This window comes from uncultured Campylobacter sp., assembly GCF_937997595.1.
In the GTDB taxonomy this organism is placed as follows: Bacteria; Campylobacterota; Campylobacteria; order Campylobacterales; family Campylobacteraceae; genus Campylobacter_B.
In genome coordinates this window covers 1-11,582 of record NZ_CALKTS010000206.1, presented here as the reverse complement: position 1 = coordinate 11,582, position 11,582 = coordinate 1, and the positions used below count along the sequence as shown (strand labels likewise).

The 11,582-nt window shown below is 48.6% G+C and carries 14 protein-coding genes; 10 read left to right on the top strand and 4 right to left on the bottom strand.

Annotated elements, in window-relative coordinates:
- The first annotated feature begins 676 nt into the window (after positions 1 to 676).
- Together Q0614_RS07275 and Q0614_RS07270 are read left to right on the top strand one after the other, a co-directional pair.
- The gene (locus tag Q0614_RS07275) at positions 677 to 1,354 is read left to right on the top strand and encodes a hypothetical protein (RefSeq protein ID WP_298787651.1); all 678 of its coding nucleotides are present in this window, start codon (positions 677 to 679) and stop codon (positions 1,352 to 1,354) included.
- Positions 1,355 to 1,472: 118 nt separating this feature from the next.
- On the top strand, positions 1,473 to 2,213 hold the full coding sequence (locus tag Q0614_RS07270; RefSeq protein WP_298787650.1) for a sulfite exporter TauE/SafE family protein: 741 nt from the start codon (positions 1,473 to 1,475) through the stop codon (positions 2,211 to 2,213).
- A gap of 61 nt (positions 2,214 to 2,274) precedes the next feature.
- On the opposite strand, the gene Q0614_RS07265 is transcribed toward Q0614_RS07270, so the two are convergent.
- Positions 2,275 to 2,895 (bottom strand): hypothetical protein, encoded by a 621-nt coding sequence (locus Q0614_RS07265; RefSeq protein WP_298787648.1) that lies wholly within the window; start codon positions 2,893 to 2,895, stop codon positions 2,275 to 2,277.
- Positions 2,896 to 3,421: 526 nt separating this feature from the next.
- Positions 3,422 to 3,685, bottom strand: coding sequence for a hypothetical protein (locus tag Q0614_RS07260; RefSeq protein ID WP_298787646.1), 264 nt, complete (start codon positions 3,683 to 3,685; stop codon positions 3,422 to 3,424).
- Positions 3,686 to 3,852: 167 nt separating this feature from the next.
- Between Q0614_RS07260 and Q0614_RS07255 the strand changes: the two genes are divergently transcribed.
- Complete coding sequence (locus tag Q0614_RS07255) at positions 3,853 to 4,041, top strand: hypothetical protein (protein WP_298787644.1); 189 nt, start codon at positions 3,853 to 3,855, stop codon at positions 4,039 to 4,041.
- An 8-nt stretch (positions 4,042 to 4,049) separates the two neighbouring features.
- Here the strand turns inward: Q0614_RS07255 and Q0614_RS07250 are convergent, their stop codons facing one another.
- A complete protein-coding gene (locus Q0614_RS07250; protein WP_298787642.1) occupies positions 4,050 to 5,102 on the bottom strand; it encodes a HAMP domain-containing sensor histidine kinase in 1,053 nt (350 codons plus the stop codon).
- Positions 5,099 to 5,779, bottom strand: a complete 681-nt coding sequence (locus tag Q0614_RS07245) for a response regulator transcription factor (protein WP_298787640.1) — start codon at positions 5,777 to 5,779, stop codon at positions 5,099 to 5,101. The genes Q0614_RS07250 and Q0614_RS07245 overlap by 4 nt, the downstream gene beginning before the upstream one ends.
- A 98-nt stretch (positions 5,780 to 5,877) precedes the next feature.
- Between Q0614_RS07245 and Q0614_RS07240 the strand changes: the two genes are divergently transcribed.
- The 7 genes from Q0614_RS07240 (at position 5,878) to Q0614_RS07210 (ending at position 10,520) form a co-directional block, all read left to right on the top strand.
- Positions 5,878 to 6,555, top strand: a complete 678-nt coding sequence (locus Q0614_RS07240) for a CsgG/HfaB family protein (protein WP_297989072.1) — start codon at positions 5,878 to 5,880, stop codon at positions 6,553 to 6,555.
- A gap of 9 nt (positions 6,556 to 6,564) precedes the next feature.
- Complete coding sequence (locus Q0614_RS07235) at positions 6,565 to 7,059, top strand: DUF4810 domain-containing protein (RefSeq protein WP_298787638.1); 495 nt, start codon at positions 6,565 to 6,567, stop codon at positions 7,057 to 7,059.
- Positions 7,056 to 7,736, top strand: coding sequence for a DUF799 domain-containing protein (locus Q0614_RS07230; RefSeq protein WP_298787637.1), 681 nt, complete (start codon positions 7,056 to 7,058; stop codon positions 7,734 to 7,736). The genes Q0614_RS07235 and Q0614_RS07230 overlap by 4 nt, the downstream gene beginning before the upstream one ends.
- An 18-nt stretch (positions 7,737 to 7,754) precedes the next feature.
- On the top strand, positions 7,755 to 8,210 hold the full coding sequence (locus tag Q0614_RS07225; protein ID WP_298787635.1) for a DIP1984 family protein: 456 nt from the start codon (positions 7,755 to 7,757) through the stop codon (positions 8,208 to 8,210).
- A gap of 404 nt (positions 8,211 to 8,614) precedes the next feature.
- Positions 8,615 to 9,301 carry a tyrosine-protein phosphatase gene (locus Q0614_RS07220; protein WP_298787634.1) on the top strand — a complete coding sequence of 229 codons (687 nt, stop codon included), beginning with the start codon at positions 8,615 to 8,617 and terminating at the stop codon, positions 9,299 to 9,301.
- Between the two features lie 542 nt (positions 9,302 to 9,843).
- Positions 9,844 to 10,254 carry a hypothetical protein gene (locus Q0614_RS07215; protein ID WP_298787632.1) on the top strand — a complete coding sequence of 137 codons (411 nt, stop codon included), beginning with the start codon at positions 9,844 to 9,846 and terminating at the stop codon, positions 10,252 to 10,254.
- Positions 10,251 to 10,520: a hypothetical protein gene (locus Q0614_RS07210; RefSeq protein WP_298787631.1), complete on the top strand. Its 270-nt coding sequence runs from the start codon at positions 10,251 to 10,253 to the stop codon at positions 10,518 to 10,520. The genes Q0614_RS07215 and Q0614_RS07210 overlap by 4 nt, the downstream gene beginning before the upstream one ends.
- Positions 10,521 to 11,582 lie beyond the last annotated feature (1,062 nt).

Here is an 11,582-nt window from a genome sequence, read left to right as displayed (position 1 = left end):
CGCAGCTAGCCGCGATGCTCGAAGCGCTAAATCAAAGCGAGGTCGGCAAAAAGGTACTGGATAAAATTTCAGGCGCCAAGGAGGAGAATAAATCCGAGTAATAGTCGCAGCGCCTCGGGCGAGTAAAATTTTAAATTTATACGCTAGTGCACTGCAGAGGAGAGTAAATTTGAGTAATAGCTAGCGACGCCGCGCGGGGCGAGTAAATTTGAGTGGTCTGTCCGTCCGGGCGGTTTGCCTGCTCGCGTCGGATAAAATTTAAGATGCTAGCGGAATTTTAAAGATTGTGAAATTTCAAATTTCGATGGAATTTAAAACGTCGTTAAATTTTAAAATGCCGTGGAATTTTATACGCTAGTAAAATTTTAGCTTCTTGCGAGCAAGCGTTGAAGGCGACGCGGTATTGCAAAACATCGGCAGGGCACCCAAGCTGTGGGTAAATTTTAAAAAATTCGCAAAGCAAGATTTAAAATTTCGGCGCGGGCGCATAGCGTTCACGCGAATTGCACTTAGTAGTTGTAGGTTTGCCGCCAAATGATTGAGCTTGCCGTTTATCGGTCAAATTTTGCGCCCTGCGAGGCTAAGTTTATTCGGTTCACATGAAATTTAAAAAGCGAGAGCTGTTAGTGGCAGCGCAAAATTTAACCCGCTTGCATAAAATTTTAAGGAGCGCACGATGCCAAACGCCGTAAATTCCGCGCAGTACCAAGCGCGCATCAGGCAGGCGGAAACTCTTTTCGAGGGACGAAATTTTACCCGGCGCCAAACGATAAATTTAAGCGGCGGATATGAGATCGTAAAGGACGCATATAGGCTCGGCGCGACAAGCTTTAGCGGCGGCGAATACACGCTGTTTGGCGCGCCGCAGATAATAAACTGGCGCTGTATAGACGATCGGGCGGAATTTTTTAGCCTGATCCGCCACGCAGACGGCAAATTTTACCTCGTTTTTCGCCAGGATCTATACGGCTATAGCGTGCTTGATCTAGCCTCAGCGCAGATCATGCGCTTCGTGCCGGACGCCTGGCTAGATGGCAAGGAGAGCTTCATTTGGGACGGCGTGCACTATCTGCGGGGTTGGGACGCGCTGGCCGTGGACGGCTGCTACTGGGCGGCTCCAAACGACGTGCATTTGGTGAGCTTTGCCGAGCCGATGAGCGAAGAGCAGAGATATGTCGATGTTTTAGACTATATACAGGGCGGTTATGACATCTACGAGCAGGTTGATTTTGCGGGCTTTGAGGGTAATGAACTAAGCCTGAAATGCTTTCGCGCGGATACCTTGCGATATGAAAACGTAAAAATTTCGTGCGAGCGCTACCGCGAATGGATGCGCGAAGCAAAACGACTATAAGCTTTAAATTTGCTAAATTTCGCGCCTAAATTTAAACGCTTGCAAGCGGTAAATTTTAACGACGAGCCGCAAAAAGCGGAATTCGGCGAGACCAAAGGGGCTGAAATAAGGAATACGGATGTTTTTTGAATACATTTTAATCGGCGTTGCGGTAGGTTTTATCAGCGGATTTTTCGGCATCGGCGGCGGCACGGTCGTGGTTCCCGTGATGATGCTCTTCGGCTACGATGTCAAGTACGCCATCGGCATCAGCATCATGCAGATGATCTTTAGCTCGATTTTCGGCTCGTTCGTAAATTTTAAAAGCAAAATGCTCGACGTCGCGCCGGCGCTGGTGCTGGGGCTCGGAGGCTTTTGCGGAGCGCTTAGTAGCGGCTTTATCGTAAGCTATTTTTCCTCAAAATTCCTTCTGGGTACGCTCATTTTGGTGCAGATCATAAATTTAATCAAACTCTTCAAAACCCCGACCGAGCCCACTGGCGAGGCCAACGAATCTAAAATTTTGCTCTTTATCGTTGGGCTTGCGGTGGGCGCCGTGGCGATCAGCGTGGGTATCGGCGGCGCGGTATTCGTAATGCCTATTTTGATCAGCTTTTTAAACTACGACATCAAAAAGGCCGTCAGCACGGGGCTATTTTTCGTGATATTTTCCTCAAGTGCGGGCTTTCTGAGCCTTTCCGCGCACGGGCTCGTATACTACAAGATCGGCGCGTTGCTAGGCATCGGCTCGCTAGCGGGCGTTTACGCGGGCGTCAAAACCTCGCACAAGATCGGCAAAAAGGCTCAAAAGCGCTGGATGATCGCACTTATCGTCACGATACTTTGTATAACGATCAAAAAAATTATCGCCCTAAACTAGCGCTACTCGTTTCGCCTGCCGCGCCTAAATTAGGCCTAAAGGATGCTTTAGATTTTAAAATTTAAACTCCGTCCGTTTGCGCGAGCGATTTTTGAAATTCGTATTTGAAATAAAACGCCCACGCAAGCGGACAAAGGATTATTAAAATGACGGCTGCGACTTCGGCGGCTTGCGCATGAAATATTACGAATAAGGCACCTATGTAGTTAAGAACATAAGCAAAACCCCAAAATACCGCGTTTGAGCGGTCGTTTGATATTTCGGTTGCGACAGAATAGATGCAAATGCAAATTAGCGAGGCAATCAAAAAGGCTTCAAAGACGCCTAGTTTTTGGTAGTTTACGTCCGAAGCAAAATAACCCAGCGCGCAAGACGCTAAGATTATCGCGAGTAAAATTTTACGTAAAATTTTAAGCGATTTGACTTTAGGCGAAGCATAGATTATATGCGCGCAAAGAGCTATAAAATAGGCACCCGCTACAAAATCGAAAAATATGTAATAAGCAAATTCTCCAAATATCCCCAAATCATAGCCGCTTTCTAAAATTTTTTGATCTATGATATATAGCGTGCCGAATTTCGCCGCTAAAAATGCGATCGTAAGCAGGATCGGATGCAGTAGCGCTCTGCCTGCAAGCAGGTCTGCGCAGATGCGCCCGAGGAAATTTATCAATCTTTTCACGCTAGGCTCCTTTGAGATTTTGCCTCTTGCGGCATCTTTTGTAAAATTTTCGCCTTTTGGTTTAAATTTGATCTTAAATCGGGATAAATTTTAGCTTCAGAGCTTTTAAAAAACTCTTAGAGGCAAAAGCGGTGAATTTGCGTGCTTGGGAGCGGGTCGCGTATTTTAAAATTTGCGCAGCTCAAATCATTTCCTATCGCAAGCTGTTTGCGGGCAAGCGCATATTGCAAAAGGCACGGATAAATAGGGCGTCAACTAGCTCGTCCGTCCGCTCGTAGTATTTAAAATTTTATTCGATTTTTAGTTGCGCGGTCGGCTTATCCGCGGCGAGGTTGCACACAGCGAGGTTTGCGTGCGGCATGGGCTTGCACGTAGTTAGGTTTGCGCAACAGGCGGCGGGTGGATTAAAATTTGTTTTAAATCATTAGCGAGGGTGCGCCCCTTTTCGCAGCAGATGCGAAGCGGGGCGCAAATTTCGTAAATTTTATAAATTATTTCGGCAGATCGCCGAGCTCAAAGCGTAAAATTACGCACCTATAATCACGGCCGACAAAAGCCCCCATAAAATGGCTTCTATCGCTAGCACCGAGTGAAGTACGGCCTTACTCATCGCTTCTCCTTTGTTTTTAATTTTATTATTTGCCGGACTCGGACCGCTAGGGGCGTGCCCGATCGATCTATGGGCGGGATTATATAAGGTGATTGTGTTCTTAATGTGTCTTTTGAAATTTACGGCAAAATTTCTCCGTCCGTTGCAAAGCGCGAGCGAGCGGCGGCAGATTTCAGGCAAAATTTAGCTACCTGTGTTAAGGCGTGGCAAATTTAAGCGAGCCTGCCGCCCGCCGTAATGTGCGGTAAAGTCGTAATGCGCGGTAAATTTAAAGCAGAATTCCGACCTCGTCGCGGCACGCGAGGCGTCCGCGGCAAATCGATATAAAATTTAAAGCAGAATTTTATGTGAATGCGGCGCGCGACACGCCGCTTTTTTACGTCGTTAAAACTTGTATCATCAAAGATTGCATCGGCCAGGATTGCGCCGTCAGGGCCTGTATCGTCAAAGCTTGCATCGGCGCGACTTGCGCCTGTGGGGCGAAATTTTACGGCGAGCTACGAATTACAAAACGCAGCTCATCTGCACCGTCTTGATCTGAAATTTAAAGCGGAATTTTAACGCGCGCCTCGGTTCCGATGCCGGGTTCGCTTTCGTATTCGATCTGTCCGCCTAAAATATCGAGCGCTCTGCGTACGATGCTAAGCCCAAGTCCGCTGCCGAGCTCCTTATGCGATTCCTCGCACTGATAAAATCGGTCAAAAATTTTATCCAGCTTCTCGCGCGCGATACCGATGCCCTCGTCTTTTACGATCACCTGTGCAAAGCCATCGCAAGCGCGACAACGGACGAAAATTTTACCGCCCGGGCGCGAGTACTTAAGCGCGTTTTCGATTAAATTTCGCCAAATTTGATTTAGCAGCCCCGCGTTTGATCGCACGCTAAGCGGCGATAAATCTAGCTCGAACTCGTGCCCTTCGTAGCTTTGGCTCAGCGATATGATGCATTGCCGCAGCTGCTCGTCGATACGCACCGCTTCATCTAGGCGCACCGCCGCGCCGCTATCAAGCCTGGTTAGCTTTAACATGTCGGTGCAGAGCTTGCTTAAGCGGTTTGCTTCCGCGCCGATGGATGCTGCGTATCGCACCGCGCGCTCCTCGCTCACGCCGCCCTCTATCATCTCGCTTAACGCGGCGATCGAGGAGATCGGCGTTTTCATCTCGTGCGAGACGTTTGAGACGAACTCCTTTTGTAGCTGCTCGTGCTTTTGCAGCTTCTGCGCCATTTTATTGACGTTTACCACAAGCTCGTCCAGCTCGTGCATATAGACATAATCGGTGCGGTACCTGTGTATCTTGCGCTCGGCGCGCGCCTCAAAATCGCCGTTTGCGATCGCAGTGATCGCGCCAAGTAGCCGCTTGATCGGGCGGAATAAAATTTTAAGCCCGAAGTAAAGCAGGGTGAAATTTAGCGCCATCGTGATTAGACAGATGATCGCGCACAGCGCCACTCCGTCCCAAAACCCGCCGATCTTGCCGCCGATGCCTATGTAAAAAAGCATGCAAACCGCAAAGCAGACGATGAAATTTATCACGCCGAATGCGAGCGAAGAGTAAAACGCGATGAAGCTTTTGAGGCTGATGAGGTATTTTTTCATACTCGCTCCTTTTTTACCGCTTTGTAGCCGAGCCCGCGCACGGTGATTATCTCAAAGTCCTTGGAGTTTTCAAATTTTGCTCGTAGCTTTTTGATGTGCGTATCGACGACGCGCTCGTCGCTGTCCGTTTCGTAGCCCCAAATTTCGCTCATTATCTCAAATCTCGTAAAAATTCTGCCCGCGTAGCTTAGCAGCAGAAACAAAAGACGAAATTCCTTCGGCGCTAGGCTTATCCGCTCGCCCTCGGTGCGGACGCTAAGCGTATCGTAGTCAAGCTCGCTTCCGCCGATGAGAAGCCGCTTTTCGTTTGCGATCTTGGCTCGCCTTAGTAGCGCATGCACGCGCAGCACGAGCTCTTTTAAATTTATCGGCTTACTCATATAATCGTCCGCGCCGCTTTTAAAGCCCGTCTGCATATCCTCGATCTCGCTTTTTGCCGTTATAATCAGTATCGGCTGGCTCTTGCCGTCGCGCCTAACGTATCTGCTAAGCTCAAAGCCGTCCATCTTAGGCATCATCACGTCCGAGATGATCAGATCGAAGTGCGCCTCGTCTAACGTCTCTGCCGCCTGCTTGCCATCAAAGGCGCAGCTCACGCTAAAGCCCTCATCAAGCAGCTTCTCTCTTATCGCCGAGCTCAAAGCCTCATCGTCTTCGACCAGTAAAATATTAAGCATCATCGCTCCCGTTTTGCTAAATTTATGCGCTTAAATTTATACATAAAATTTTAAGAAACAATGAGATATTATACGTAAATTTTTTCAAGGAGTAAAGAATGAATTTCAAAAAAACCATATCGGCTGCCGTTATTGCGGCTTCGGTGCTGGCGCTATTTAGCGGATGCGCGAAAGAAAGCTCTCGCGTAGTGCAAACCCCTACGGTAGCGAGTTTAAACACCAACTACTCTGGCGAGCGGATCGCCGTGTCGGTAGGACGCTTTAACAACCAGTCCTCTTACAACAACGGGGTGTTCTCCGACGGCGAGGATAGACTGGGCAACCAAGCGCAGACAATTTTGATCTCAAGCTTACAACAAACAGGACGTTTCTCGGTGCTTGATCGCACAAATATGCGCGCCATCAAAGAGGAAAGCGCAATCTCCAAAAGCGCACAAAGCTTAAAAGGCGCCAGATACGTTATCACCGGCGACGTGACGGAATTCGGCCGCAAGACGACTGGAGATCATCAGCTGTTTGGAATTTTGGGTAAAGGAAAGACTCAAACCGCGTATTCTAAAGTAAATTTAAACATCGTTGACGTCAGAACGTCCGAGGTGGTCTTTTCGACCCAGGGCGCGGGCGAGTATGAGCTATCAAACCGAGAAGTGCTAGGTTTCGGCGGCACTGCGGGCTATGATTCGACGCTAAACGGCAAGGTGTTAAGCCTGGCGATCATCGAAGCGGTCAATAATCTCGTAAACGGCCTTGAAAACGGCGCGTTTAAAGTAAGATAAGGATTAAATTTGAAAGCGAGCAGCGCTTTTGCTCTTGCTGCTGCGGCCGTGATCTTTTGCGGCTGCGGCGGCGGGAGCCGGAATCAAATTTATTACTGGGACGGCAGCTACACGGACTCGACTTATCAGTATCTGAAGCAAGAAGGCGACGTAGGCGAGCAGATCGAAGCGCTTGAAAAATCTATCCAAAAAGCATACGAAAAGGGACTCAAAGTCCCGCCGGGGCTTTATTCGCATCTGGGGCTTTTGTATCTAAGCGCGGGCAACGGCGCGAGGGCGAGAGAGAGCTTTGAAAAAGAAGCTCAGGCTTTCCCTGAATCAAAGCCGTTTTTGACCTTCGTTACAAACCCCGCCGCGCTTAAAAAAGCTGAGGCTGCAGTCAAGCCCGGCGCCGATAAAGCCCAAGGATCAAGCGAACGCGAAGCCGCCAAAGCAGCCTCTGCAAAGCAAGGCAAAGCTGCCGCAAAGCAGGGCGGTAAAACGAATAAAAAGGCTAAAAAATGAAAAATAAAGCTCAAATAGCGATTTTTAGCGTATTCGTGGCGCTGTTTTTTAACGCGTGCGCTCTAAGCGAGCCTGAAATTTACGATTACTCGGCGCTTCAGCAGGCTAAGCCGCGATCGATTTTGGTGCTGATGCCGACAAACGAAACAACCGAAGTGGATGCAGGTGCTGCCGTGCTTGCCAACGCGATCTATCCGCTAAGCGAGGCGGGCTATTACGTATTTTCGCCTGCGCTCGTGCATGAGACCTTCAAAAATAACGGAATTTACGAAGCGAGCGAGATCCAAAACGTCTCTGCGCACAAGCTAAGACAGATTTTCGGCGCGGACGCCGTGCTATACATGGATGTCGTCAAATACGGCACTTCGTATATGCTGCTAAATAGCGTAAGCGTCGTGGCGGTCAATGCTAGGCTAGTGGATCTGCGAAGCGGCGCGACGCTCTGGGAGGGCTCGGCGCAGGTAAGCGATGACTCAAGCAGGGGCAGTAACGATCTTGTAGGCATGCTGATCTCCGCTGTCATTAAGCAGGTTGGCGATACGATCACCGATGCGGGATACAAGCTCTCTGCGAGCGCAGATGCGATGCTGCTAGGCCAAAACTGCAACAAATGCTTGCTCTACGGCCCGTATTCGCCGCATTACGGTCAGGATCGACAGCTTGGCGGCGGCAAATAAATTTTAAAAAGGACAAAAATGAAACTAGCCGAGGCGCTGATACTGCGCGCCGACATACAAAAACGCATCGAGCAGCTAAAATCAAGGCTCGCAGATAACGCAAAGGTGCAAGAGGGCGAGAAGCCTAGCGAGGAGCCAAAGGCGCTGCTAGCCGAGCTAGACGCGCTCACAAGCGAGCTTGAGCGGCTAATCGTTCGGATAAATTTAACCAACTGCACCGCAAAAGCGGACGGCAAGAGCCTAACCGAGCTGATCGCTAAGCGCGACGTACTAACGCTAAAAGCGGGCGCATTGCGGGCTTTCGCGCAAGCTGCTGCGCAAAAAGTGGAGATTTATTCGCGCAGCGAGATTAAAATCCTAAGCACGGTTGATGTCGCGGCACTGCAAAAGCAGGTGGACGAGCTAGCAAAGCAGATAAGACAGCTAGACACGACGCTGCAAGGCGCGAACTGGCAGACCGATCTGATCGACTAAATCGTCAAATTTAGCGGCGAAATTTGAAAGGATTTCGTGAAAATTAAAATTTCGGGTAAGTATCGCAAGGGGCGAGTACAAAAAATTATGGCAGCGCTCGCGGAAACGGCGCACCCCTTTTACGATTTATTTTCAGTAAATTTACAAGGGCAATGTAACTACGCAATGTAACTACCGCGTACTGATCTAGCGATACCGAGGGCGGGAACGGGGAAATTTGAAACGAAATTTTGATTTTAACGGCGCGGCTTGCGGCCTTGCGGCAAAATTTAGCGGCGATTTTGGCGGGCTTGACGCTCAAATTTTACGTTAAATTTAGGCGCTCTCGCCATTTTGCATTTTGACCCGTCTGGCGTCAAATTTTACAAAAATCATAAAATTTAGCCAAATTTAAAGGATGAAATTTGAAATTTAAAACCCTTGCGCTAGCGGCTGTATTTTGCTTTGCGACCGGCATACATGCGGAGCTTGCGACAGAAGCAAATTCCATAAATTTTAGAAAAACGAGCGGCGCGGAGCAAAATCTCGCGGACGCAAAAGACGCCAAATTTCAACACGCGCATTTTAAAAACGCAGATACCGCAGCGAGCGGTACAAACCCAAACTCATCGCAAAAAGCAACCCTCATCGACGAAGCGAAAAATTTCTACCGCGTGGACGAGCTGCTGTTTCGCAGCGCTCAGCTTGATGGAGGCGACGCAGCGAAGCTGCACGAGCTTGGCATCAAAAGCATCGTAAATCTGCGCCATTTTAGCAGAGGCGGCGACAAAAGGGCGTTCGGAGATCAATTTTGGCTCGCGAACAAGCCGCTTCGCAGCTGGGAGATAAAGCCCGCGCAGATAGCGGACGTTTTGCACACTATTCGCGAGCGCCAAAAGGAGGGTGCCGTGCTCGTGCACTGCTATCACGGAGCCGATCGCACGGGGCTTGTGGTGGCGATGTACCGCGTGATCTATCAGGGCTGGAGCCTGGATGCCGCGCGCAGCGAGATGATAGATGACGGATACGGCTTTCACTCCATGTGGCAGGATATCGCGGGCTTTTTGACGCCGCAAAACGAAGCGCTCGTAAGAGCCGAGCTTGGAATTTAGACGAAATTTCGCTCGTCCTATCAGACGGCGGCAAAATTTGTAAATTTAATAATGACAAAGTACCGTTTATAACGAAATTTTAGAATACGAGCTATGTATATTTTCTGGGGCGAAGCTCGGGATACACAAAAATGTGGGCGAAAAACGAGCTGCAAAGGCGCGCGGAGTTTGAGCAAAAATTTGAGGCATGCAAACAAAAGGCGCGGGAAATTTTAAATTTATAGATATCGCTAAAATTTTACTCTTTGCGGTGAGCTAAATTTAAAACCGTAAATTTCTGCAAAAAAGCAAAGAAACCTTAAAATAGTAAAATTTAGGTCGTAAAATTTTACGCATTTTTCTACTTAAAATTATCATACTTTTTCAAATATGCGCTCATGCCGCAGCGTGCGTATCGCAACGAAAATCGGTTAAATTTAAAGAGCCCGATTTGCGCTTGCGGCGACGGGGCGCGTAAAACGCCGCAGATATTAGAAAAATATCCGTAAATTTAGCCGAAATGCAGTAAAATTCGAGCGGCGAATTTAACAAAAAGAGCGATCGTGGAAAATTTATTGTTAGCGCAGCTGCGCGAGGCATTACCGCAGGGTATGCGCGTGCCGAGCGAGACCCAGGCGCTTTATGCGTGGATCGAGGCAAACGGCTTTTATGACGACGCGGGCGGGCGCAGACGCGGCTATCTCTACCCGCAAGATCGGCTGCAGCAGAGCTGGAGCGACGATGAGCGCGAGGGCGGCACCGACATCGTATTTTCCACGGATGAGCCGAAAAATCGCGACGAGGAGCTAAGGTATTGGTTTTACGGCGAGGATCGAGAGCTTGCCGCGGAGATCAAGCAGCGGCTTTGCGTATTCGCAGGCAGCGGCTCGGAGGGCTCGATGTGCGCGCTGTGGCTGGACGATGCGGGCGAGGCTAGACCCCGCACATGGGCTCCGGCTCGGGTTCGACGATGACCTGCATTTTGGCTCATAGCGGGCTTGATTTTTTGCGGTTGCTTGCGATCGGATACGACGAGATCTGCTGGGATGAGGATTTTAGCGCGCTGCCAAACAGCGACGATTTTATCGTGCATCCAAACGTGAGATTTCAGCAGTGGGTAATAGAGACGTTCAAAACGACGATCCCGCAGACTGCGCTTGAGCTCGTCACTCCCGCGCATCTAGACGACGAGAACCCAAGCGATGAGTTTTTGATCTGGGTAAATCGCGTCGCCGGATAAAATTTAAAGCGGCTTTTGCGCCGCTTAATGAAGTATTTCGGGGTTTGCTTTCGTAGGAAACCTTGAAATTTAAGCTTTTGCTGGCTAATTTAAAGAGTACAAATTTAAGGGGTGCCTTTTGGTTAAAATTTAATGGCGGCGGTATCCATATAGAAAAGCATTAACCATCCATTATCGCTTTTGCTGCTCTTAAAATTTTTAATAAATTTGCTCGATAGAATTTAACTCTTTGCAGTGTGGCGATAGAATTTTGCTGCTATTCGAAATAAGACGCGATAGAAAAGTTGGCACGTTTTTAAGAATCCAAATAAATTTAGCTAAATTCCGCGTGGATGGGTTATATAAAAGCATGGAAGTTCTGTCGGTTTATTAGCAAAGAACTGATTGAGACTAAATTCTAAAGCAGAAAAAATAAGGCTAAAAGCTTTTCGGTAGTTTTGGCGATAGGTTGTCTTTAAGTGTCGTATCAGATAAAATTGTGACTGCAGCGACGTAGGCAGCGCGCACAGAGCAAAAAAAATGGCGCGCATTAGTATATCAGCGTAGCGCTTTAGGCTTCGTATGAAAGATAGCATCCAAACAATCCTTCTGTCAAATATCCGCATAAATTACGGCGGATTTTTATCTAGGGTATGAGGGGGGCTAGCTACAAGGCATATCCAGCGAATACGTCTTTGCAGCTAGCTGTGCGCAGGCATTTAAAAGACGGAAAGTAAAAGTGAACAAGTTAAAATCTGAAAGCATTAATAACTGTGTAATAGGTAAATTGCGCTCAGTGGCGAAGTGAGCGCAAACTTTTTGGCAGCTTTGAGCTGTTTGCACGCGCGTAGGGTGGCAAGTGCTACTTTACTTTAAATCTCTTTTTGGATCTTGGATTTGCGCGCGCAGAGCAGCAAGCGCTAAGCAGCTCGGCACGGAGGTATCGTATTTTGCACCGCTTTCGCAATAGTTCTCTTTTATACCTGCCAACTGACGCGCTTTCTAAAATATGATTGATGTTGTTTTAGCATTGATGAGGATGAGCTTGGTGAGTGCAATACAAGCCCGGTAGCGTATAGTGAA

Excerpts from the sequence above, each read along its gene's own strand:
- Q0614_RS07245 (WP_298787640.1), bottom strand. The coding sequence starts at position 5,779 with ATGCTTAATATTTTACTGGTCGAAGACGATGAGGCTTTGAGCTCGGCG.
- Q0614_RS07240 (WP_297989072.1), top strand. The coding sequence starts at position 5,878 with ATGAATTTCAAAAAAACCATATCGGCTGCCGTTATTGCGGCTTCGGTG.
- Q0614_RS07275 (WP_298787651.1), top strand. The coding sequence starts at position 677 with ATGCCAAACGCCGTAAATTCCGCGCAGTACCAAGCGCGCATCAGGCAG.
- Q0614_RS07270 (WP_298787650.1), top strand. The coding sequence starts at position 1,473 with ATGTTTTTTGAATACATTTTAATCGGCGTTGCGGTAGGTTTTATCAGC.
- Q0614_RS07250 (WP_298787642.1), bottom strand. The coding sequence starts at position 5,102 with ATGAAAAAATACCTCATCAGCCTCAAAAGCTTCATCGCGTTTTACTCT.
- Q0614_RS07230 (WP_298787637.1), top strand. The coding sequence starts at position 7,056 with ATGAAAAATAAAGCTCAAATAGCGATTTTTAGCGTATTCGTGGCGCTG.
- Q0614_RS07210 (WP_298787631.1), top strand. The coding sequence starts at position 10,251 with ATGACCTGCATTTTGGCTCATAGCGGGCTTGATTTTTTGCGGTTGCTT.
- Q0614_RS07225 (WP_298787635.1), top strand. The coding sequence starts at position 7,755 with ATGAAACTAGCCGAGGCGCTGATACTGCGCGCCGACATACAAAAACGC.